The organism is Paenibacillus sp. FSL W7-1088 (assembly GCF_037969855.1).
In the GTDB taxonomy this organism is placed as follows: domain Bacteria; phylum Bacillota; class Bacilli; order Paenibacillales; family Paenibacillaceae; genus Paenibacillus.
This window is the reverse complement of sequence record NZ_CP150216.1, coordinates 6,894,483-6,916,707: the sequence shown is the minus strand read 5'-3', so window position 1 is coordinate 6,916,707 and position 22,225 is coordinate 6,894,483. Positions and strand designations below refer to the sequence as shown.

The window sequence follows — 22,225 nt, the reverse complement described above, 5'->3', positions numbered from 1 at the left end:
AGTGGTAAGGCCTTGGTAAGGTCATGTAGCTTGATAAAGGGGAGGAACGTTTGGTGATCGGTTATATTGGTAAACGAATGATCGCGATCATTCCTATCGTTTTTATCGCTACACTTGTTACCTTTGCGCTTATTCATATCTCACCAGTTGATCCGGCCGAGGCTTATCTGACAGCAGCTCATATCTATCCAACACCGGAGCTGCTTGCGCAAAAGCGGCATGAATTCGGACTGGATCAGCCCTTGTTAACCCAATATGCGCATACGCTTCAGAAGATTGCCAAGCTCGACTTCGGCACCTCCTATCTCACCAACAAACCCGTATGGGATGAAGTGAAATTAAGGCTTCCGGCTACGGCTGAACTGGCCTTCTGGAGTATGTTGTTATCGGCTCTGGTGAGCATCCCTTTGGGAATACTGGCCGCAGTGTACAAGAATAGCTGGATTGACATGGTCAGCCGGGCCATTTCCTATTTTGGAGCATCTATTCCGCAATTCTGGCTCGGTTATCTGCTGATCTTCTTTTTCTCGGTGAAATTGGACTGGCTGCCTGTGGAGGGGCGTGGATCGTGGGAGAATCTGGTTCTGCCTACGATTACACTCTCCTTGATTCTTATTGCGATCTACACCCGATTGTTGCGTTCCAGTGTACTGGAGCAATTGCAGGAGACCTATGTACAGTACGCGAGAACACGCGGGATTCGCGAACGAGTCATCATGCTGAAACATGTCCTGAAAATCGCCATATCGCCCCTCATTACGGGGATGGGGATGAGTATGGGCAAGCTGCTCACGGGCACCATTATTGTGGAGCAGGTATTTTCCTGGCCGGGGTTTGGGCGTTATTTTGTCGATGCGATATTTAACCGGGATATCCCCGTAATACAATGTTATGTCTTTCTGGCAGCATGCCTGTTCATCGGTTGCAATCTGCTCGTTGATCTGGTGCAGTTTGTGATGGACCCACGGATTTCAGCGAAAGGACGGGCCGAACATTGATAAATAAATGGCGTGCGGTATTTAAAGGACAGAGAGCCATCCAGATATGCTCGGTGATCATATTGCTTTTTTTCGTGATGGCGTTATTAGCCCCATGGATTGCTCCTCATGACCCTGTGAAGGTGAATCTGTTACAGAAGCTGGCGAGTCCATCGCTTGAGCATTGGCTGGGAACAGATCATCTGGGACGCGACAATCTCACCAGGCTGATGTATGGAGCGCGGGTATCGCTCGGTTTTGCGACCCTGATCTTTCTGTCTTCTTTGCTTATAGGTGTCATTGTAGGCTCAATCTCCGGTTACCTTGGTGGCTGGGTGGACAGTCTGCTGATGCGCTTGTGTGAAGGCATTATGGCGTTTCCGAATCTGGTGCTGGTTCTGGGCATTGTGGGGATCTTTGGTCCAGGTCTAATGCAGGTGCTTCTAGCCCTCATGATGGTGCAGTGGGTGTATTATGCACGCATCTGCCGGAATATGGTCGTTAGTCTGAAGGAGCGGAACTTCATCGCAGCGGCGCGAATTAGCGGTTCCTCTTCGTGGACAATTATCCGCAGACATATCATCCCCAACGTGCAGCGTCCGATCGTTGTGATGGGTACGCTGGAGATGGGTTGGGCGATTATGGATATATCTGCACTGTCCTTCCTGGGACTCGGTATTCAACCCCCGAATGCAGAATGGGGCGCCATGATTCATGAAGGAACAGGTTATATTCGCAGTCATCCGGAGTTGATGATCTACCCGGGTGCATTGATTCTGCTGGTCGTCATTACGTTCAACATCTTGGGAGAAGCGTTATCCGAGCGTTATGGCATTGCAAAAAGGTAGTTGGTTCGGAACCGAAGGCATATAAGGGGTGAACGTAACGATGGATGATGCAGCGAAGGTGCTCGAAGTTCGTGGTCTGCAAGTGAATCTTAGAACAGCGGAGGGTTTAGTCCCGTTACTGGAGCCCCTTGATTTCGAATTGGAAAAAGGCCGTGTCTTCGGTCTGGTCGGCGAGAGTGGTAGCGGTAAGACCGTTACGTGTAACGCGCTGCTCCATCTGCTTGATCCGCGCAGGATGGAAGTGTCGGGCAGCATCCGTCTAAATGGACAGGAGCTTGGCTCGTTGTCAGGTGAGGAAATGCGGCGCATCCGGGGCAAGGATATCGGATTTATTATGCAGAATCCGATGAATGCTTTTACACCCGTATATACGATCGGATCTCAATTCATTGAAACCTTGCGTACGCACACGGGGATGTCGAAAGCAGCGGCCCGAGAGCGGGCTATTACTGCCTTGGCAGACATGAACCTGCCCGAGCCAGCCAAGCTGATGAAGCGATATCCCTTCCAACTGAGTGGTGGTATGTTACAGCGGGTGATGATTGCCATATCGATGTGCCTGCGACCCGCCTTGGTAATTGCTGACGAACCAACGACGGCACTGGATGTCGTGAATCAGTTGAAGGTGCTTCAGGAATTGGATCGGCTACGTACGGAATACGGCACATCCATCTTGCTCATCTCTCACGATCTGGGTGTGATCTCGCAAATGGCGGATGAAGTCGCGGTTATCCAGAAGGGTCGAATTGTGGAGCAGGCGGATGTGTACCAACTGTTCGATGACCCGCAGCATGAGTATACACGGATGTTGTTAAATGCCAGGCCCAGTTTGCCTTTAGGACGATAGCGAATCACAAATGAATTGAATTGTTCAGTGAGTGTTTATATGGAGCGGGTATGAATTGTATTTTGAGTGGTAGGCGTAGGTTGGAATGGACAGGGTAATGTGTAATTTCGCCTTCTTCGGAGATTGATTCTGCCAAGTACGAGAGAGGAGGATGACCTGATGCTTCAGGTACGTGAAGTAAGCCATAGCTATGGCAAACGCAACTGGATGGATCGTTCGGGAGCGCGTCCTCCTGTGCTGTCAGACATTTCGCTTACGATTGAAAAGGGTGTTTGTCTGGGGCTGCTGGGTACAAGTGGGGCAGGTAAAAGCACCTTGGGCAAAATCATTCTTGGTTTGGAAAAGCCCAGCAAGGGTCAGGTTTTATTTCAAGGTCAGGATATATACCGGGCCAGCAAACCCGTACTTAAGGGATTACGACGTGATCTGCAAGTCGTGTTCCAGGACTGTTATTCGGCTGTGAATCCGCTTATGACTGCCGCGCAGATCATCGGTGAGCCGCTGGATAATTACGAGCAATTGTCGGCAAAAGAACAACTGCGTGTGGTTGGACAACTGCTTGAACAGGTTGGACTTACATCTGAGGATGGGATTAAGCTTCCACACCAGTTCAGCGGTGGGCAATTACAGCGAGTCAACATCGCACGAGCTATCGCGCTCAAGCCGAAGTTAATCGTACTGGACGAATCAATCAGCAGCCTGGATATGGTGCACCAGACACAAATTCTATCTTTGCTGGCAGAGCTCAGAGCATCGTATGGGTTGTCGTACCTCTTTATCACGCATGATATTCGGGCCGCCATGACGATCTGTGATCGCATTGCCGTAATGGATCAGGGCAAGCTGGTTTATAGCGGAGATGCAGGTGATTCGGTGCTGCAGTCGGATCATCCGGCTGTGCAGCAGTTGGTTACAGCTATTTTGCCTGAGCATCCGTCGGGTCGTATTTCGTTTGGGTAATGCGTTATTTGTATTGTTGTAGATGGCTGTTCATTGGGGTTGCTTACCATGGTTGCTCCATTGCATTACTGATGCGAATTCGACTTTCCAGAGGCGGGGGATTGGCGTATTACGCTGACCTGCCGTGCGGCTTTTTCTCTCTAAGTGGAAGTCGCTAACGAACCGAGTGAGGGCTAATAGCGTGTGTACGGTTGGTCAGAGCAGCATGAATGCTAAAAGGGGTGTCCCGTCTTGAACATGACGTGAGGACATCCCTTTTTTGTATCTAGAATAGGCAATATTCTGCTTTCATATATAAGTTGGAAAACTAAGAATACACTCGCCACGACGGATTAAATATACCTTTCGATTGCGGTTATCCCCAAATTTTTGATTTACTTTACAAAGGTGAAAATCTGGAGATAAACATATGCTTCGGATGTAGCTTTCTTGCAGAAAGTTTTTAACCCATCTTCCGCCCAAGCTGCTCGATCTTCTCCAACCATTTCTTTCTCTGTTCCTCGGACTGTTTGCCGACCAGATCTACAGGTGTTATACGCACAGGTTTGATGCCTGTTAGAGCAAAGGTGGAGATCTTCATCATTTTGTGTGCAGGTTCACCCTGGAACCATTTGTAGTACCAGTTCGGACCATCCATGGTGGTGATCATGCGTGCGGTGCGACCTTTGAGCAGTTGATCCGGGAAAAGTTTACCTTTGTGATACTTGAAGGCATAGCCTGGCATGAAGATGCGGTCGATGAATCCTTTGAACAAAGCTGGTGGTCCTCCCCACCAAATCGGAAACACCCATACGAGATGCTCTGCCCATTTAATCGCCTCTTGGGCTTCCAGTAAGTCCGGTTCGAGCGGCAGTTTATTACGATAGCCGCCCTCTAAATTCATGTTGAACTCCAGTTCGTTCAGGGTGATCATGCGAACCTCGGCACCTGCCTGCACAGCACCTTTACGATAGGCTTCGGCGATTGCGCCATTGTAACTGGGGGAGACGGGGTTGCCTTGAATAATTAATATTTTCTTCATCATGATGACACGTCCTGACTATTTTAGTTAATGAACACTAACCTCATGTGCAAAAAGAAAAGGTCACGAATGACCTGGCCATCGTTCAGGAACCTCCTGAACGTTAGTTGAAGCCGGAGCTTCTATTTTAAACGAATGATTTTACACTGGAGCACTGGGCGATTAGATGCATCTCTTGATCCCTGACAGACCGGAACAACCTTCGCAAAGCTATTCGGCCCGCTTCTGCCCCATATTAGTTGCCCCCTGTCCCAACATCGATGCGAGTCGGTGAACGGTCTCTCCAGTGTATGGAACAAGCAGCTCTGGCAGTTCACCTTGCATACTGGAGACAGCCATGCGCGTAATGGCACCAATGACCAGAACGGCCGTGAGCCGTGAATCCTGAGCGGGCAGTTCACCTCGCATAATTCCCTGATCGATGAGATCAATCAACGCATCCAGCGGTTGGCGGTAATCCTCACTGCTTCCAGCTTCAATGAAAATCTCATGATTTTGTGAAATCAGCAGCAGTCCATAGGGATCTTCATCATGCAGGTGGAGAACTTCGGTAATCAGTTGCCGGAAGCGTTCCAGCACCGGACCTTCCTGGCGAACATACCCGTCAATCAAGGCGGTATAGTCCGCGCAATATTGGGTGAAGGCCTCAAGGGCAACAGCATCTTTGTTTTTAAAATGTTTGTAGATCGCCGCATCCGTTACTCCGGCGGCGTCACCGATCTCTTTGACGGAAATGCCGTCAACGCCTTTGGTTGCAAACAAGCGCATCGCCGCTTGTAGGATGTCTTTCTTTTTGCTGTCTACATGAGGTTTGTTCTTCATGATTGTATAGTAAGTGATTACTAACTAAATTGCAACTGCCATTTTGAAATCTCTTATTTAATGCTACGAAAAGTGCTGTCGCTCAAAGCTTGCAGGCTTGTGAACGGCAACGTATGATGGATAGAAATAATAACGGATAGACGGGCGCGGAGCATGGGCAGATGTAGGTCTGCAAAGGCAAGCATGAATAGAACCAGCTCCAAGCCTGGGGAACGAAATGGAAGGTGAATGGCGTGAATGAAGACGTGCAGGCGCATCGCTGGGTGACTCCCGCAGGGACGTTGAATGAACAATATATAACAAGCAGGGAACGGCTCTACAAAGGAATGAATGGTAAATATGTGGAGCGTTTCACTGTTCATACCGGGGAAAGTTATATTTTCAAACCACTGACCAATCCCGCACAATATGGACGTGAACAATGGATGTCCAGGCATGTGCTGTCTGTACTGCCGCCCATATATCCAGAATTAATTGCTGCATCAGACTGCGAAATTGACGCGGAACAGAGCTGGATCATCTATGAGGATCTGGGTGAACTGGTGCATGATTCGCGGGAAGAGACGATGCTGGCTGCTGCTGTACATATGGCGGAGTGGCACACGTTATCTGTTACAGATTGGGGTGAACTGCCCCGGGTGGGTCAGAAACCGCCAATCCGAGACATGCTGGATGATCTGCTTGAGCAGAAGGAATCCACTGCTGATTTGTTGTCCAAGCTGGAGATCACGCTGTCACCATCGGATTGGCACAACATCGCCGCGCTAATCCATACGGCAGAGGAGGAGTTACCTCGTGTTTTGTGTCACGGAGATCTCCATCCCGGCAACATGGCGAATGTGAATGGCAGGCTGGTAATTATCGATTGGGAGCATGCGCATCTGAATACGGCTCTCTGGGACGTGTATCATCTGGTGGATCTATCACATCCACTGTTCCCGAGAACCGTTACGTCTGAGCTGCGGGAGCGGATGATCGATGTTTATCTGGACGGGCTGGAGCGGCATAGCGTTCAGGTTGACCGGGTTTCTTTTAAAAGGTGGTACTGTGCATATGCCATTGTATTCTCGCTCTGGATGCTGCGTCTGATTGATGGAGATCTGAGAAGTGTAGACTGTGTATGGCCTGAGGAACAGCTGCGGAACCAGTGGCACGAGACGGCAAAGACGCTGGAACAGTGCATGAAGCAGTGTTGTAGGGAATAGAAATGAGGGGTGCAGAACATGCGTAAAGTAGGACTCGTAATGCGTAAAATTCAATTCACGGAGGCCCAGGGCCCGCGCGTATTTGCAGATCGTCTGAAGCAGATCGGGCTGGAGCTGGGCGTGGAGATTGTGTTCATCTCGCCTGAGCGCCATGTCAGCGGGTATGACTGGTTGCCGGGTTATGAGCATGAGAAGGGCGACCTGGTGAACTATGATATTGTACTGGACCAGATATATAGCCAAAATATAGAGCATGTCATCTACACCGTATCCGGGTTTACGTTCCTGAAGATGTTTTTACCGAAGAGTGTGTTGTTCCCGCACAGCTTTCCCGACCCGGCGCTGACGGGGTACGAGATGATGAAGCCATTTTATACGATGGTGGATAAAGCAATTGTGCAGACAGAGTTTTTGAAAACGGAACTGGGCCGCAATTTTGGTGTACATGACGTGAACGTCATCCCGATTGGCTTCAGCGAAGAGCTCGCAAACCGCCACTACGACCCGAGTCAGGTTGTGCATAATCGCGTGCTCTGGATCGGTCGGGATGAAGCGAATCGTCGCCCGGATCTGGTGCTGGAATACGCCCGGCAGAACCCGGACAAGGAAGTATATATGGTATTCGGCGGTCGCCGCTATGAGGAAAGCATGAAGAAATACAACATTCCGGACAATGTAAAATTGCAATTCGCGCTGACACAGGATGAAGTATTTACCCTGATGAACTCGTCCAAGGTGTATTGGAGCTGTTCTGCCTTTGATACGTTTGCAATGCCGCTGACCGAAGCGATGGCGATGGGCAAAATGGTGGTGAAACCGGAGCATGCCTGCTATGGTCACATTCGATCAACGCATGCCTTTGCAGGCAACGAGGATAACTGGTTTGAACTGGTGAACATGGCTGCTGCTGCGCCGCGCAGTGTGTCGGAAGACAACCGGGAGTATGCCTTTGGTGCTTTTTCGCGCACGATCATGAAAGAAGGATATCGGGAGTTCTTTGCCAACTGGTTGAAGTGAAACTTGCAGATGCAGGCTCTAGCGACGTCGGGTTCTATTGGAGCAACAATAGCAACGAGGCAACAGGGCCAGAAGGACAGGTGCAGGATGAGCAGCCAGTGGTGAATAGAAAACGGAGACAAAAAGACATCTAAAAAGGCTTCTAATTGGGCAGGGCACCCGATCAGGAGCCTTTTTGTTGTGCCGAAATCAATAGGTGTTCCGATAGCGCTGAACAGGAGCTGTATTAATTTGACCCGAATGAAATGGACATATTTTAGTATTTATCAAAAAAAGGCCGGGTGTTATGCTTTGGGCGTAAGGAAGGAGTGATTTCCTAATGAAAGCGCTATCTGCGAGAGAATATCAGATTCTGCATTTTCTGTTGGAGCGTCGGGATTTCGTTCCGGTCAAAGAAATGGCCAGTCAGATGAACTGGTCTGAAAAAACGATTTACAGGGAACTGAATGCGTTGGAGCACAGCTTGAATCGTCGCGGGATTCACCTTGAACGAAAGCCGGGAACGGGGATTGCACTTGCATTAACGCAGGAGCAGACGATGGAGCTGAGAAGCACGCAGTTGATGTCTGGAAAAAAGATGGTGCCCAGCCTTTCAGTCGAGGCCAGGAGAATCAAAATATTGACGAATCTGCTATACGATTCACCTGAGGAAACCTCCATCAACAAGCTGTCGGATCAATATTTTATTGGTAAGGCATCGATTGTGAATGATCTCAAGGCGATTGAAAAACGAATTGCACCTTTTCAACTGCGGCTGGAGAAAAGTCAGCTTGGGACCCGTCTTATCGGATCAGAGATCGATATCCGCAAAGCGATGGCCTCTCTGATTCACGAGCTTGTCAATGAGGACCAGAAGCAGGAAGAGGAGCATGAAGCCCGGATCGATGGCAATACGCTAGGAGAGCTGGTCAGGCATTTTGGCTCCGATCCGGTAGAAGGTATACATTGCATTCTGGAAGAAACCGAGCAGCAATTAGGGTACACCATCGGTGATCCATATTACATCAACCTGCTGACTCACCTGCTGATTTGCATCCGCAGATTGAAGAATGGCAAAGCCCTTCGCCTGGCCGACGGTGTTTCTGAGCATCCGGTAACCGATCCCAGTGTGTATGCCATTGCCAAAAATATGGCCGCAAGGATCAGTGAGCAATGCGAGCTGGAGCTGCCGGGAGAAGAAATTTATTTTATCTATCAGTATCTGATCTCTTCAGGCATGAGCTTGCCTTCCCTGAACCTGGAGCTGTCGGGTCTGATGGACAAGGCGTGTGCACAGTCCCAAGCGATGGTCCGGGAATTGATTCAGACTGTGTCCGTAATGATTCATCGTGACCTCACAACAGACGAGCAGTTGTATAAGGGACTGATCATTCATTTCAAACCGATGCTGAACCGTCTCAAATACAACATCGCCATTCATAATCCTCTGCTGGAGGATATTCGCAGGGAGTATGCCGAGATTTTTACCTTGGTTAGCCTGGGAATGCTGCCCATTGCTGAGGCCTCCGGTTTAAACTCGTTCAGTGATGATGAGATCAGTTACCTGGTCCTTTATTTTCAGGCGTCCATTGAGAAAAACAGTAAAAAGAAAAAAGTCGTTCTGGTCTGCTCTACGGGAATAGGCACCTCCCATTTGCTGAAAAGCCGGATCAATCGTTCATTCCCTGAATGGGAGGTCGTGGACGTCATTTCAGCAAGCTGGTTCAAGCAAATGGAGGATTGGGCAGATATCGATCTGATCATATCGACCGTGAAACTGGAGCATCAGAATCTGCCGATTGTGTATGTGTCAGCACTCCTGAATGACACCGATGTCAGTCTGATCAAGGCCAAGCTTGATGAGGAAAGGGTCATTCCCGATCCCAACAAGATGCCGTCGTTTTCACTGCTCGAAGCGTACTTCCAGCCCTCTTGTTTCCATATGGAAACAAATACAAAAGAGCAGGCGGCAGAAGAGATAACATCCCGTAGGAAGCTGTTTGCATCCGTACTCGCAGCCGCAGGTGCGGACGGTAACCTGCATAACCGAATGTTTGCCGAGGCCAGGCTGAACAAGCATTTGTCCATTTTCCTGCTGCGCAGTGAGCTGACCGCCAATCCGGTCGTCGGTTTTAATGTAACGAAGGGCGAAGCGGGAAAAGGCAAACTTGAAATTGTAATCGCTTTCTCTAACGACGGACCATTCATTGAATTGTTGATGGAGATAAACAGCTTGTTCAAGTGCAAGTGGATATATGACCAGATTATGAGGGTGAACACACCTCTGGAGCTTGCAGAGATATTACAATCCCGTCAGTCCGGCAAGTCCGGGCATACCCAGAAGGAGGAGACGTATGGATATCACCAAAATTATCAATGAACGGTTGATCAAGCTGGATCTCCAGGCGCGAACCAAGGATGAAGCCATTGAGGAGCTGGCAGATTTGCTGGAGAAGGACGGCGCCCTGTCCTCCAAGGAGGCTTTTATCAAGGACGTGTATTTAAGAGAGGAAGAAGGCCAGACGGGTCTGGAGAATCATGTCGCTATTCCTCACGGCAAATCAGCCGCTGTACTCAAAACCTCGCTCGCCATCGGGCGGACAGCGCATGCGCTTGAATGGGAAACGCTGGATGGCAAACCGGTGCATGTCATTATTATGTTTGCCGTACGGCTGGTGGACCGAAATACAACCCACATGAAACTGCTGGTCCAGGTTGCAGAGATGCTTGCCGATGAGGAGGTGTTGGAGCGTTTGCTGCACGAGCCTGATCCGGCCATGATTATGGATCTGTTTGCGCGCAGAGAGAGTGTGTCGTAGAACAGAGCGTAATTTTGACGTTGATTAAAAAGAAATGCACGACATCATCATTTGGAGGGATACGGATGAACATTGTAGCTGTAGCCGCATGCACTGCAGGTATTGCCCACACCTATATTGCCAAGGAAAAATTGATCAAAGGTGCAAAGGCCCGCGGACATGAGATTAAAGTGGAGACCCAGGGCACCATTGGCACAGAAAACGAGCTTAGCCGGGAAGAAATTCGAGATGCTGATGTGATTATAGTGGCCGCAGATATCAAGATTGGTGGAGAAGAACGGTTCAAAGGCAAACGAATCATTCGAGTGAAAACGGAAACGGTCATTAAAGCCCCGATTAAATTTATTGAAAAGGTGGAGCAGACTTTAGGCATATCCTCATAAAAGGGAGGCAGGACGATGAGCGCAAAATCCAATCACGCGGGTTCAGTCATCAAGGGCCATCTGTTAACAGGCATTTCCTATATGATTCCTCTGATCGTTGCATCAGGTCTGTGTATTGCGCTGGGTCAGGTGTTGGGCGGGGCGGATGTGGGCAAGGCGGAAGGAACGATTCCGTATATGATCAACCAGATCGGCGGTTGGGGCATGGGGCTGGTTGTACCTTTAATCTGCGCAGCGATTGCGTATTCGATCTCTGACCGCCCAGGCATTGCTCCGGGATTGATTGTTGGTTTTATATGCAGTCAGATTCAGGCGGGGTTTATTGGTGGCATGCTGGGAGGTTTTCTGGTGGGTTACGTCGTGGTTGCCATCCGAAAATATGTGAAGCTGCCCAAGTCCATGCAGGGATTAATGCCTGTGCTTGTGATTCCGTTTCTGGCTACACTCATATCCGGTTTGGGTATCTTCCTCGTCATCGGTCAGCCGATTGTCTGGCTGCAGGACAGCCTTACCCATGTGCTTGAATCGATGCAGGGCGGTTCCAAATTTGTATTGGGGGCCATTCTTGGCCTGATGGCGACCTTTGATTTTGGAGGACCTGTCAATAAAACGATGTCGCTGTTTGCGGATGGCATGTTGGTCCAGGGCATCTACGGGCCGGAGGCGGTCAAGTTTGTCGGCTCAATCATTCCACCACTGGGCATTACCCTGTCGTATTTCCTGACGAGAAACAAATATACGGCGGCAGAAAAGGAATCATTAAAGGCAGCATTTCCCATGGGCATCTGTATGGTGACGGAGGGCGTCATTCCGATTGCCGCAAGAGATCTGATTCGGGTGGTGACTTCCTGTGTCATCGGCTCAGCGATAGCGGGCGGTCTGATTATGATCTGGGGTGTTGAAGCTCCGGTACCGCATGGCGGGCTGTTTGTTGTCCCTCTTTTCACGCATCCGTGGCTGTTTATGTTGTCGCTGCTCATTGGAACCAGCATCTGTGGCGTAACCTTATCGCTGTTAAAGAAGCCGGTTACAGCGATGGATGAAGAATTCGACGATACCGAAGACGAAAGCGTAAGCTTCGACGACATTGTGTTCAAGGTAGAGTAAGGTTTGTTAAAGATGGGCCGGGCGCGAGCACACGCTGGTCATGTTTCATGACGAATATTAATTTGAATACCATCCAAGGGAGATGTGAGCTTATGTTGATTACGATGAAGGAATTGCTTAAAGCAGCCAAAGAACACAAATTTGCAGTAGGCGCGTTTAACGTAGCGGACAGCACCTTTTTAAGGGCGGTCATTGAGGAGGCGGAGCATTCCAATTCCCCGGCAATTATCGCCATTCACCCCACGGAGCTTGAATTTCTGACGGATGAATTTCTGGCGTATGCCAGACAGCGTGCACTCGCCAGCCATGTTCCGCTGGTGATCCATCTCGATCATGGCGGCTCCATTGCTGATATCATCCGGGCGATCAAGTGTGGATTTACGTCTGTCATGATTGACGGCTCTCTGCTCCCTTATGAAGAAAATGTGGCGTTGACCAAAAAGGCGGTGGAGATTGCGCACGCTGCTTCCGTATCGGTTGAAGGGGAATTGGGCACGATCGGTCAGACCGGCAACTCGATTGAAGGCGGCGTATCGGTGGTCACTTACACAGACCCGGCGCAGGCGCAGGATTTTGTAGCCCGTACGGGAATCGATACTCTCGCGGTGGCTATCGGTACAGCCCATGGCATATATCCAAAGCACATCAAACCGGAGCTGCAAATGGATATTCTGAAAGAAATCAGCCAATTGGTCGATATTCCTCTCGTTCTTCACGGTGGCTCTGCCAACCCGGATCAGGAGGTATCGGACTCCGTTCAGCTGGGCATTTGCAAAATCAATATATCCAGCGATATGAAGCACGCATATTTCAAAAAAGCTCGCGAGATTTTAAGCACAACCGAGTTATGGGACCCTAACGCGATTTACCCGGAATGCATTACTGAGGCCCGAAACGTCATTCGCTATAAAATGGAGCTGTTCCATTCGGTCGGCAAAGCCGATTTGTACAAAGGATTGCGTTATGAACAGCGCCAGGCTGAAAGTGTCAGCCTTTACTGAGGCTTGCGCTTGCTGGTGACCAGGCGCAAGGAACCCTGAGTAATTGGCCAATCTCATCATCACATAAAAATCAGGAAGCCCTCATTCACGAACTCAAATGTTTGTGGAATGAAGGGCTTTATGATGTGATACAATCCTGTCATATTCATATCTCAAGTCAACGGATATCAGCTTCAGTTTGGAATCGTGAGAAACGAGCTGAGCTTAAGAGAAGGGGGCGTTTCAATGACAGGACTAGTTCTATGGATACTCCTTGTTTGGGTTGGACTGCTGTTGATCGAGTGGGTGATCTATCGATTGCAGGGACGTCGAATGACCGGGGTCCAATATATACTGCCATGTGTGGCCTTGCTCGGCGGAGCCGTTGTGATCATGATTAGCATCGATATTGGCGGGTGGAACGGCATTGGTTATGCCTTGCTTGGCGTATCGCTGGGTACAGCGGGGATGTTGACACTCATTACGGTGGCGATCATGGATGTGGTGTTTCGGCGTCGGAGAAGGAATTAATCGCAGGGTTAAGCTGCGGTACAGTTAGAGTGAATTGGGCGGACGGGATGGTTGCAGGAATACATTCGTCTGTGATATATTGACATTAATTATGACAAGGGAGGTGAAGACAGGTGAATCACGAGATGTTTAACAACCGTATTAGCCAGCTGCCGATTGCTATGGCTGGCATTGTTCATACTTTTCTGACCAACGGGAGAAGTCTGTCCAATTTTGAATATACGGAAGTTAACATTTGCGAGAAGATGCCTGCCTTGACCTCATTCGGACGATAAGCGATATTGCTTGAATTCTGAAGGGCCGCGGAGCTAACCTCCTGCGGCTCTTTTTGTGTTGCGGTCAGGATCTTCCAATCCATAGGAGGAACCTTATTATGATGATAATTAGCGCACAACAACTGACTCAATACCACGGAGCACATCTGGTGCTGGACGGCATTACATTTGAAATTATGGAAGGCGACAAGGTCGCCTTGATCGGCCGCAACGGAAGCGGCAAAACGACATTGATGCGTCTGATGGCACGATTGAACCAGCCAGATGAAGGACAATTGATGATCAAGAAGGACACACGAATCGGTTACGTGGCTCAGGTGCCGGAGGGAATGGATGATTACACGGTGCTTGATGTGCTGAGTCTTGGATTCAGAGAGCTTATGGCGTGCCGGAGTCAAATGAAGGATATGGAGCAGCAGATGTCCGATCCAGACTGTGCAGCCGATCCGAACCGATTGGAGCGACTGTTGAAGCGGTACGCGGCATTGCAGGACCAGTTCGAGCGCGAGGGTGGATATGAAATGGATGCCCGGATTGATCAGGTGGCGGACGGTCTGGATATTGCCAAGGAGCATTACGGATGGCGTTTTGGTTCGTTGTCTGGTGGTGAACAGACCCGGGTTGTGCTGGCTTCACAGCTAATTGTAAGGCCTGATCTGTTATTGCTGGATGAGCCGACCAACCACCTTGATCTGGAGCGGGTGGAATGGCTGGAAGGATTTTTGCGCGAGTACACAGGTACGATTATCCTGATCTCACATGATCGCTACTTTTTGGACCGTGTAGCATCCCGGACGTTGGAACTGGAAGATGGAGAAGCGCAGACGTCAGCTGGTGGTTATACGGAATATATGAAAGTGAAGGAACAACGACTGCTGCAGCAATTTGAGGCGTACAAGGAGCAGCAGAAGGTGATCAAAAAAATGAAAGAAACGATCCGCCAACTGGAAGAATGGGGCCGAGTCGGGGGGAATGAAAAGTTCTTCCGGCGCGCGGCTTCGATGCGTAAAGCAATCGAACGGATGGAACAGGTGAAACGCCCGGTATTGGAGCGGCGTAACGCCGACTTCGATGTACATCCTACAGACCGTACGGGAAAACGGGTGGCCGTTATGGAACAGGTCGAAAAGGCTTATGGAGAACGCCAGATTCTGCGCGGTGTCTCGGGATTACTCGAATATGGCGACAAAATTGCCCTTATTGGACGCAATGGTTCAGGCAAAACAACGTTGTTCAAGCTGTTGCTTGGAGAGGAACAGCCCAGTGCAGGCAACCTGGAGTGGGGTGCACGTGTAGATGTTGGTTATCTGGCCCAGCAGGAGGAGCCTTCCAATCCGAAGCTGAATGTGCTGGAGTACTTCCGTCTGGAAGCGGGCGTGGAAGAAGGAGAAGCACGCGGGATTTTGGCCCGATATCTATTCTATGGAGCAGATGTATTCCGCTCGGTAGGACAGTTATCCGGAGGGGAATGGACACGGCTAAGGCTGGCTCTCCTGGTTCAGCGCAAGCCGAATGTGCTGCTGCTGGATGAACCGACCAACCATCTGGATATTGCTTCAAGGGAAGCGCTTGAAGAGTCGCTGGTTGATTTCGAAGGCACGGTGCTTGCCATCTCGCATGACCGCTACTTCGTCAATCGACTCGCTTCCCGTGTGTGGGAACTGGAGAATGGGCGGATGACTGCTTATCTTGGAGATTATGAAGCCTATCGGGAGAAGAAGCTTGATCTGCAAGCCCGCGCAGCCGCGGCAAATCAGGCTACAGCAGGAGCGGAGACGTCACCCCGAGGTACTGCCGTTGGGGCAGGAGCAGGGGGTTCTTCTCACGGGACTGCGGCCGGGGCTGGATCAGGCAAGCTGAATAATCCATCCTTCTTCCAGGCTGGGAACACTGGAAAGAGCCGTGACAGCGAGCGTACTGCGGAGAAGCTGGAGCAGGTCATGGCACACCTGGAGACCCGGCTCCGGGAACTGGATCAACAGCTCGAAACGGTGGCGAATGATCCGTTTGCTTTGGAACAGATGTGGAACGAGCGAGAGCAATTGTCGGCGGAATACAATGAACTGCTCGCCCAATGGGCCGAATTATAAGCCATACGTGTCAGCTGGAAGGGCATTGGCAACAGAACAGTAATAGCAATAGGAGCTAGCATCTTGAGCAAGCAAAGAGGCTGTCTCATAAGTCATGTATTGGCTTTGGGACAGTTTTTTTGCGCTTCAGGGACGACTCCCCATGATTCAACGGATTCAAGTATCCGACATTCTAACGAACCGAGGAGATCTTATTGGCTTCAAAATCCACACATTGAATATCTAACGAACCACAGAGATGTTAATCCCTCATAAAGTGGAGGTTATCGTTGTTTTAGGCCGTTTTTTTCCGTAATAGCATCTCTCAGGTTCGCTAAAATCTGGATTTCACATGTAATCACCATATAAGGCTTGTGAGATTCGTTGACGCTTGAGTCCCATACTCTGGGAACGAGATCGATAACCTGTTCTTTTTTACATGTCATCGGGAATAGTGTAACTTTTTTCCTTCTCATGCGTTTAATACGTTTGTGTGTATTGAAACGGCTCGTCTTAGAGCTCACAGAAAGGCAGGTTATCTTTATTTATTATTCATTGACTTATCGGAACTGGTCGGATGACCGGCAGGTGGAGACGGGGGTACTGGAGCAGGTATCGGTTACTCGCGATGAGCTGTTCGTGCGCAAGCTGGTCGATGCGACCCTGATGAAAAATAAGCTTTGGGCGCATTTATCCAATGAATGCGAGGATCGTCGGGAGCATGCAGTCTACGTGACCGAGTATCACAACCAAAAACCTGCAGAATACGGTACAGCGATTGCGGACGCTGCACTGGCAATGTGCAAAATGTCCTCTATGTACAGTGCGGAATATATGCTGTGGAATGGGAGTGCATTTCAGGAATTGGACTTGGCAGAATCCTCCTCGTACACGATGGAACTTGCCGAGCAACTGCTGGACCATTACATGGTCCGGGGCGGTACGACCTATGAATTTGTGTATTCCGTGCTGGATGCGGATCGCAAGAAAGTGTTGTTTTTGATGAAGGAGGTGGATCTGTAATGGACGAAAATCCCAAACCCAAACCTGGATCACGCGCCAAGCTGGTTGCCTTCTCGCTAATGCTTGCGGTTCCAGCCGTATTATCCGGTTGTAGCAGCAATAGCGATGAGTGTGACCCGGAATACGATACCGGATGTGAGTATGACTCCAGCAGTGGGCACTATTACTACGGTGGCGGGTCGTCCTATCGGAGCAATAAGGACAGCAGCTCCTACAGCAAATCCAGTTCAAAATCGAGCGGCTTTGGCAGCTTCTTCCGCAGTTCGGGAGGTTAGAACCTGATGAGGCATATATACCAGCTGCCGTTCAGTCATGAAGAAGTATTCAGAGGCCAAGCAGGGCAGCAGGTTCCTTACCATCGGATGTATGGCAAGCAATATTGTGTGCCTGCGTTGACGGTCTATTCCCCTGAGGAGATGCAGGAATTGCGTACGGCAGTTGAGGCTGTAGACGGGATCTATTGCAAGGTGATGCGTTTTATTCAGCAATACATGCCCGACTCATTTCTGGAGCAGCAGTTGGGCATTAATCCCGGGCTGATTCCGACTGCGCGTATGGAGATGGTGACAGGCGGGATCACTCGGCAGGACTGGATTATCGGAGAAGCTGGGCCTAAGTGTATTGAGAATAATACGGATACCCCAACCGGCATACCTGAAGCAGCTGCATTGGAAGGTGTTTTGGTGGGGATGGCTGAAAAAATATCGCTCCATGCTCCATCCAAAGGAATGGATGAATGTATCCGGGAATGCTTTCGCCGCTGGCTGGATGCTTACGCACAGCAGGGTTTGCTGGGCCCGGTGACCTTTACTTCGTTTGGGGAGCATGTGGAGGATCGGACCAATACCGAGTATCTGATGAAGCTGTGCCAGGAGGCGGGGTATGAAACGTTTTACGCTCCACTGGAGGAGTTGGAGATTGTTCCAGGGGAGGCGCTCTACCATCATGGACGCGAGATCAACCTGTTGTACCGTCTCTACCCCCTGGAATATCTAGTCGATGATCGAGATGAAACGACCGGCGTGGACATCGGCGCAGCGCTGCTTGAATTGGTTCAGGATGGACGCCTGGGCCTGATGAATCCTGTACAGCATGTGCTGATGCAGAGCAAGGGCTTCATGGCGGCGATCTGGTCGCTCTATGAACGTAATGAACAAACCCCGGAGTATTGTGGATATCGGCTGTTTAACGATGCAGAATTAGCGACGATTTCACGTTATCTGCTGCCGACTTATTTTGAAGCCGGGCCATTTGAATGGAGCGCAATGCCTTATGTGGCCAAAAGCTATTGGGGCCGTGAAGGTCGAGGCACCTCGCTGCTGGGTGAGGGATCGGATCATCATGGGGGCCAAGCTGCTAATTCTTATCAGCTGCACGTCACGATGAACTCGAACACCACAGACGAACTGCGAGAAGATGAGGAAATCGCAGCCTACTATAATAATCAGCCTAAAATATATCAGCAGCTGGTACCGATGGAACAGGCCGTGATTCAGACAGAGGATGGCGAATACAGCGGTTATTTGCTTACAGGGGTCTTTGTCATCGGTGGACGTTTTGCCGGTGTGCTGCCCCGGATCGGGGAGAAGGTAACCGGAGATATGGCCTATTATTGTGCGGCTGTGGTCAATGAACGGATGGATGATGAGGAGGAGAAGGAATGGACAATTTGGGATTGAACCTGCTGAATGTAGCGGTAGGTATAGGCATTTTGCTGGTTGTATTGGTATGCGGGTATTTCGCTTTTAGCCAATTGACCCGGTATAACGATAGCGAGGAAATCGCGAAGGGCAACGAGGCGGCAGGCATGTATATGGGCAGCAAATTGCTAGGCCTGTGTATCATTGTAGGCATGGTGTCCTTTTCCACGCATTCGTGGCTGGATATGCTGCTCTGGTCAGCGCTGGGAATCATTATTTTGTGTCTGGTCTATATTATATTTGACTTCCTTACCCCCAAGATGCGGGTATGTGACGAAATCGCACGAGGCAATATGGCGGTAGCTCAGCTGCTGCGTTCCATTATCATCGGCGTTTCCATCGTCATCGGTACGTTTTTGATGTAAAATAAACCCTAGCGATAAACGATAATTTAGATTGAATATCATAATTACACATTAACGAAGAGGACAGAAAAAATCTGGAGAAGCGGAGCGTTCGCCTTTATCATCGGATTTTTACCTTTGAGAGAAGGTATATAGAAAATCTGAGGATAACAGCGATCGTAAGATTGTTCTGTAAGCGGAGTGCTGAGTGTAGTGTTATATGTTCGTTCTAAATGATATCCAACCAAGAAGGAGCGCGGCATCATGAGAAAAGTCATCATCGATACAGATACAGCAGGAGACGATACGATTGCGATTCTGACGGCACTGCACCATTTCCAGGTGGAGGGCATTACAATTACAGGCGGGAACGTACAGTTTGACCAGGAGGTTGAAAATGCCCTGTACACGGTACAGGTTGCAGGACATGGCGGCAAGGTGCCTGTGTACAAAGGGTGCGAACGCCCATTGATGGCCTATGGCAAGGCCCAGCACCGCACGGTGGAAGACGTACATGGCGATGACGGCATGGGCGGAGCCCATTTCCCGAAGGCAGACCAGCGTCCAGAGGCAGGGCATGCGGTTGATTTTATCATTGAAAAGGTACATGCACATCCGGGCGAAATCTCGCTTCTGGCCATTGCACCCCTGACCAACATTGCGATGGCAATCCAGAAGGACCCAACCATTATTCCGGAGATTGCCCACCTATACATCATGGGTGGAACGAATAATGCACTGGGTAATATCACACCAGCCGCGGAGTATAACTTCTATGTAGATCCGGAAGCAGCCAAAATTGTATTGCACGCGGGCATTCCGATCACCATGGTTGGCTGGGAGATGTGTACGCAGTATTCTGTTATGGATGATGACGATCACGCTGAAATTGCAGCACTGGGTACATCTGGTGCCGATTTCTTCACAGCCATCAACAAAGTGGTTATGCAGTTTAACAAATCGGTACATAAACTGGATGGCACCACTCACCCGGATACGTTGCTGATGGCTGTTGCCGCAGATGAGTCGCTCATGACCCAATCCGGTCAGTATTATGTGGATGTAGAAGCAGCAGGAGAGTTAACACGTGGATATAGCGTTGTAGATATCAACGGACGTTTTGGCAAAGAGCCGAATGTACGCGTCTGTGAGGCCATTGACCGTCCGAAGTTCAAATCCATGCTGCTGGATGTGCTCTCTGCTATTCAATAAAACGGTGGATTTCAACTCAAATAAACGTATATATCATCCGTGCCTATTCCAGGTACGGATTTTTTTGCCTATTTTAGGTCTAACTACTTCACCTGTCGTAGTAAATTGTGATATACTTCATCTACTACGACAGATGAAGTAACGGAGGAGGATTACCTTTTGTGATCAGCAGTGACGTTATACGCGGCTACAACGATACGCTAATTCTCTATATGCTGCTGGAAGGGGAGTCGTATGGGTACGAGATTTCCAAAAACATCAGGCAGCTGACAGATGAGAAGTATGTGATGAAAGAGACGACACTATACTCTGCCTTCACCCGATTGGAGAAGAACGGGTATATTGAATCATTCTACCAGGATGAGAGTCTTGGGAAGCGGCGTACGTATTACCGGATCACGCCGCTCGGCCTCGATTATTACAAGGAAAAATGCGAGGAATGGAAGGTTACGCAGGAGGTTGTGAATCTATTTATCAGGGAGTGGTGACAGAGCATGGAGACGATTATGGTGTATCTGGAAAACATGTTTGCTGGTCTGCCGAAGACCTCCGAGGTGGAGCATTTGAAACAGGAGCTTCTCTCGGGGATGGAAGATAAATACTTGGAACTGAAGCGGGCGGGTAAATCGGAGAATGAGGCGATTGGTATTGTGATTTCGGAATTTGGCAATATCGAGGAGTTAACAGCTGAGCTTGGTATTCAACCAGCCGGGATTGAGGAAGCAGCACCTGTGCTGACGGAGGAAGAGGCTTATGATTATGCTGCTGTCAAACGCAGTGTGGGTCTGTGGACAGGACTTGGTGTTTTTCTCTGCGCATCCGGGGTGGCCTTCCTGATATTCCTTGATACATTTTTTGAACACAACAATATCAAGTCCATGACAGGGTCGATGGAAACGGGCAGCCTGCTGGGGCTCATCGGGATGTTTGTACTGATTGCCTTTGCAGTCGGCATGTTTATTCACAGCGGGATGAAGCTTGATCGTTTTAAGTATATGGAGAAGGGATTTCAGTTGCCCTATGCGCTCAAGATGTCACTTCAACGCAGTCAGGCCCATTTCGCGCTGACGTACCGCGTTTCAATCATTACAAGCGTCGGTCTGTGCGTGCTGTCACCCGTTTTTATTTTCGCGGGTGCATATATTAACGATGACTACGCATCTTACGGTGTCTCTCTCTTTATGTTAATGGCAGCGGTGGGCGTGTTCCTGTTCATTTATTACGGCAATATCCAGGGGGCTTACACGAAATTGCTGGAGGAGCCACACTTTAGTGCTGATAAGAAGGAGCAGGAAAGAATGGTAGGCGCAGTGGGGGCAATCGTATGGCCATTGGCTACGGCGTTATTTCTGTTCACGGGCTTTGTATACCAGCGATGGGACGTTAACTGGGCCATATTTCCGATTACAGGTGTGTTGTTCGGCATGTTCAGCAATACCTATCATATATTAAAACGGAAAAATCCTTCCTGATGGTTTGCAATGCGCGTGCGCTACCCACTTGGTGACTACGCTTCGGGTGTGTTAAAGTGAAGGAAAAGTTACAGCGGAGACCTTTAGTTTAACTTTGGAGCGTCCGGCAGGAGGAGTGGCACGATGTTATTTTATTTTGTAGCACTGCTGGTGACCTTGGTTGATCAGGGAACCAAGATGGCGGTGAGGATGTATATGGAAGTTGGCGACACGATGAGGCTTGGCGACTCGGGAATGCAATTGCAGCATTATGAGAACAGCGGAATGGCAGGCAGCCTGTTTCAAGGGAATGCGCGTTTGTTCGGTGTGGTTGCCATTCTGTTCGTGGCGGGCATAATGTATTATCGGAGAAAAGGTGAGATTCGCGGTTTCTGGATGCAGGCAGGTGCCGGTTTCATGGTCGGTGGTGCTTTGGGTAATGCAATCGATCGGTTTATCTACGCACGCGTAACGGATTTTCTTGTATTTCCGTCGGGACGTGGTATTCTCAATTTGGCGGATGTAGCCATTAATGTTGGTGTGGTTATGCTGGTCATCGGCATGTTAATCCGTGCATTTCAGAGTTACCGAGCCAAGCGTTTACGTAATGCTTTGCCGAAAATAGAGCGTTGATAAAGAGTTAACAACAGCTTTG

The 22,225-nt window shown here is 49.6% G+C and carries 25 protein-coding genes; 23 read left to right on the top strand and 2 right to left on the bottom strand.

Features of this window, described 5'->3' with window-relative positions:
* Positions 1-53: 53 nt before the first annotated feature.
* The 4 genes from nikB to nikE all read left to right on the top strand — a co-directional run bounded on the left by nikB (position 54) and on the right by nikE (position 3,632).
* Positions 54-998, top strand: coding sequence for a nickel ABC transporter permease subunit NikB (gene nikB, locus MKY42_RS31150; protein ID WP_090903153.1), 945 nt, complete (start codon positions 54-56; stop codon positions 996-998).
* Positions 995-1,825, top strand: coding sequence for a nickel ABC transporter permease subunit NikC (nikC, locus tag MKY42_RS31145; protein WP_090903155.1), 831 nt, complete (start codon positions 995-997; stop codon positions 1,823-1,825). Before nikB ends, nikC begins: the two co-directional genes overlap by 4 nt.
* Positions 1,826-1,865: 40 nt before the next feature.
* Complete coding sequence (locus tag MKY42_RS31140) at positions 1,866-2,672, top strand: ABC transporter ATP-binding protein (RefSeq protein ID WP_090903157.1); 807 nt, start codon at positions 1,866-1,868, stop codon at positions 2,670-2,672.
* Between the two features lie 159 nt (positions 2,673-2,831).
* Positions 2,832-3,632, top strand: a complete 801-nt coding sequence (gene nikE / locus MKY42_RS31135; protein WP_339847298.1) for a nickel import ATP-binding protein NikE — start codon at positions 2,832-2,834, stop codon at positions 3,630-3,632.
* Positions 3,633-4,074: 442 nt separating this feature from the next.
* Here nikE and MKY42_RS31130 read toward each other — a convergent pair whose 3' ends face one another.
* Together MKY42_RS31130 and MKY42_RS31125 are read right to left on the bottom strand one after the other, a co-directional pair.
* On the bottom strand, positions 4,075-4,656 hold the full coding sequence (locus MKY42_RS31130) for an NAD(P)H-dependent oxidoreductase (RefSeq protein WP_090903161.1): 582 nt from the start codon (positions 4,654-4,656) through the stop codon (positions 4,075-4,077).
* A 207-nt stretch (positions 4,657-4,863) separates the two neighbouring features.
* Positions 4,864-5,475: a TetR/AcrR family transcriptional regulator gene (locus tag MKY42_RS31125; protein WP_090903163.1), complete on the bottom strand. Its 612-nt coding sequence runs from the start codon at positions 5,473-5,475 to the stop codon at positions 4,864-4,866.
* Positions 5,476-5,708: 233 nt separating this feature from the next.
* Here MKY42_RS31125 and MKY42_RS31120 point away from each other — a divergent pair, with 233 nt between their 5' ends.
* The 19 genes from MKY42_RS31120 to lspA all read left to right on the top strand — a co-directional run bounded on the left by MKY42_RS31120 (position 5,709) and on the right by lspA (position 22,203).
* The gene (locus MKY42_RS31120; RefSeq protein ID WP_339847293.1) at positions 5,709-6,680 is read left to right on the top strand and encodes an aminoglycoside phosphotransferase family protein; all 972 of its coding nucleotides are present in this window, start codon (positions 5,709-5,711) and stop codon (positions 6,678-6,680) included.
* 18 nt (positions 6,681-6,698) lie between these two features.
* On the top strand, positions 6,699-7,697 hold the full coding sequence (locus MKY42_RS31115; RefSeq protein ID WP_063567582.1) for a glycosyltransferase: 999 nt from the start codon (positions 6,699-6,701) through the stop codon (positions 7,695-7,697).
* Entirely contained in the window at positions 7,694-7,831 is a 138-nt protein-coding gene (locus tag MKY42_RS31110) for a hypothetical protein (protein WP_339847289.1), read from the top strand. The genes MKY42_RS31115 and MKY42_RS31110 overlap by 4 nt, the downstream gene beginning before the upstream one ends.
* 185 nt (positions 7,832-8,016) lie before the next feature.
* On the top strand, positions 8,017-10,056 hold the full coding sequence (locus tag MKY42_RS31105) for a transcription antiterminator (RefSeq protein ID WP_090903169.1): 2,040 nt from the start codon (positions 8,017-8,019) through the stop codon (positions 10,054-10,056).
* Positions 10,031-10,495 (top strand): fructose PTS transporter subunit IIA, encoded by a 465-nt coding sequence (locus MKY42_RS31100; RefSeq protein WP_090903171.1) that lies wholly within the window; start codon positions 10,031-10,033, stop codon positions 10,493-10,495. Before MKY42_RS31105 ends, MKY42_RS31100 begins: the two co-directional genes overlap by 26 nt.
* Positions 10,496-10,560: 65 nt before the next feature.
* Entirely contained in the window at positions 10,561-10,878 is a 318-nt protein-coding gene (locus MKY42_RS31095) for a fructose PTS transporter subunit IIB (RefSeq protein WP_090903173.1), read from the top strand.
* 15 nt (positions 10,879-10,893) lie between these two features.
* The gene (locus MKY42_RS31090; RefSeq protein WP_090903177.1) at positions 10,894-11,985 is read left to right on the top strand and encodes a PTS fructose transporter subunit IIC; all 1,092 of its coding nucleotides are present in this window, start codon (positions 10,894-10,896) and stop codon (positions 11,983-11,985) included.
* A 92-nt stretch (positions 11,986-12,077) separates the two neighbouring features.
* Complete coding sequence (locus MKY42_RS31085) at positions 12,078-12,986, top strand: ketose-bisphosphate aldolase (protein WP_090903179.1); 909 nt, start codon at positions 12,078-12,080, stop codon at positions 12,984-12,986.
* 225 nt (positions 12,987-13,211) lie between these two features.
* The gene (locus MKY42_RS31080) at positions 13,212-13,496 is read left to right on the top strand and encodes a hypothetical protein (RefSeq protein ID WP_179262531.1); all 285 of its coding nucleotides are present in this window, start codon (positions 13,212-13,214) and stop codon (positions 13,494-13,496) included.
* 113 nt (positions 13,497-13,609) lie between these two features.
* A complete protein-coding gene (locus tag MKY42_RS31075) occupies positions 13,610-13,771 on the top strand; it encodes a hypothetical protein (RefSeq protein ID WP_177185820.1) in 162 nt (53 codons plus the stop codon).
* A gap of 98 nt (positions 13,772-13,869) precedes the next feature.
* Positions 13,870-15,861, top strand: coding sequence for an ABC-F family ATP-binding cassette domain-containing protein (locus MKY42_RS31070; RefSeq protein ID WP_339847282.1), 1,992 nt, complete (start codon positions 13,870-13,872; stop codon positions 15,859-15,861).
* A 534-nt stretch (positions 15,862-16,395) separates the two neighbouring features.
* Complete coding sequence (locus MKY42_RS31065) at positions 16,396-16,863, top strand: hypothetical protein (RefSeq protein ID WP_339847280.1); 468 nt, start codon at positions 16,396-16,398, stop codon at positions 16,861-16,863.
* Positions 16,863-17,138, top strand: a complete 276-nt coding sequence (locus MKY42_RS31060; protein ID WP_063567585.1) for a hypothetical protein — start codon at positions 16,863-16,865, stop codon at positions 17,136-17,138. Before MKY42_RS31065 ends, MKY42_RS31060 begins: the two co-directional genes overlap by 1 nt.
* A gap of 6 nt (positions 17,139-17,144) precedes the next feature.
* Positions 17,145-18,542: a glutathionylspermidine synthase family protein gene (locus tag MKY42_RS31055; RefSeq protein WP_339847270.1), complete on the top strand. Its 1,398-nt coding sequence runs from the start codon at positions 17,145-17,147 to the stop codon at positions 18,540-18,542.
* Complete coding sequence (locus tag MKY42_RS31050; protein WP_090903191.1) at positions 18,524-18,928, top strand: DUF350 domain-containing protein; 405 nt, start codon at positions 18,524-18,526, stop codon at positions 18,926-18,928. The genes MKY42_RS31055 and MKY42_RS31050 overlap by 19 nt, the downstream gene beginning before the upstream one ends.
* Before the next feature lie 243 nt (positions 18,929-19,171).
* A complete protein-coding gene (locus MKY42_RS31045) occupies positions 19,172-20,119 on the top strand; it encodes a nucleoside hydrolase (protein ID WP_179262537.1) in 948 nt (315 codons plus the stop codon).
* A 161-nt stretch (positions 20,120-20,280) separates the two neighbouring features.
* A complete protein-coding gene (locus MKY42_RS31040; RefSeq protein ID WP_090903195.1) occupies positions 20,281-20,607 on the top strand; it encodes a PadR family transcriptional regulator in 327 nt (108 codons plus the stop codon).
* 6 nt (positions 20,608-20,613) lie between these two features.
* Positions 20,614-21,591 carry a permease prefix domain 1-containing protein gene (locus tag MKY42_RS31035; RefSeq protein ID WP_179262539.1) on the top strand — a complete coding sequence of 326 codons (978 nt, stop codon included), beginning with the start codon at positions 20,614-20,616 and terminating at the stop codon, positions 21,589-21,591.
* 123 nt (positions 21,592-21,714) lie between these two features.
* Positions 21,715-22,203, top strand: coding sequence for a signal peptidase II (gene lspA, locus MKY42_RS31030; protein ID WP_076287387.1), 489 nt, complete (start codon positions 21,715-21,717; stop codon positions 22,201-22,203).
* The last annotated feature ends 22 nt before the right edge of the window (positions 22,204-22,225 follow it).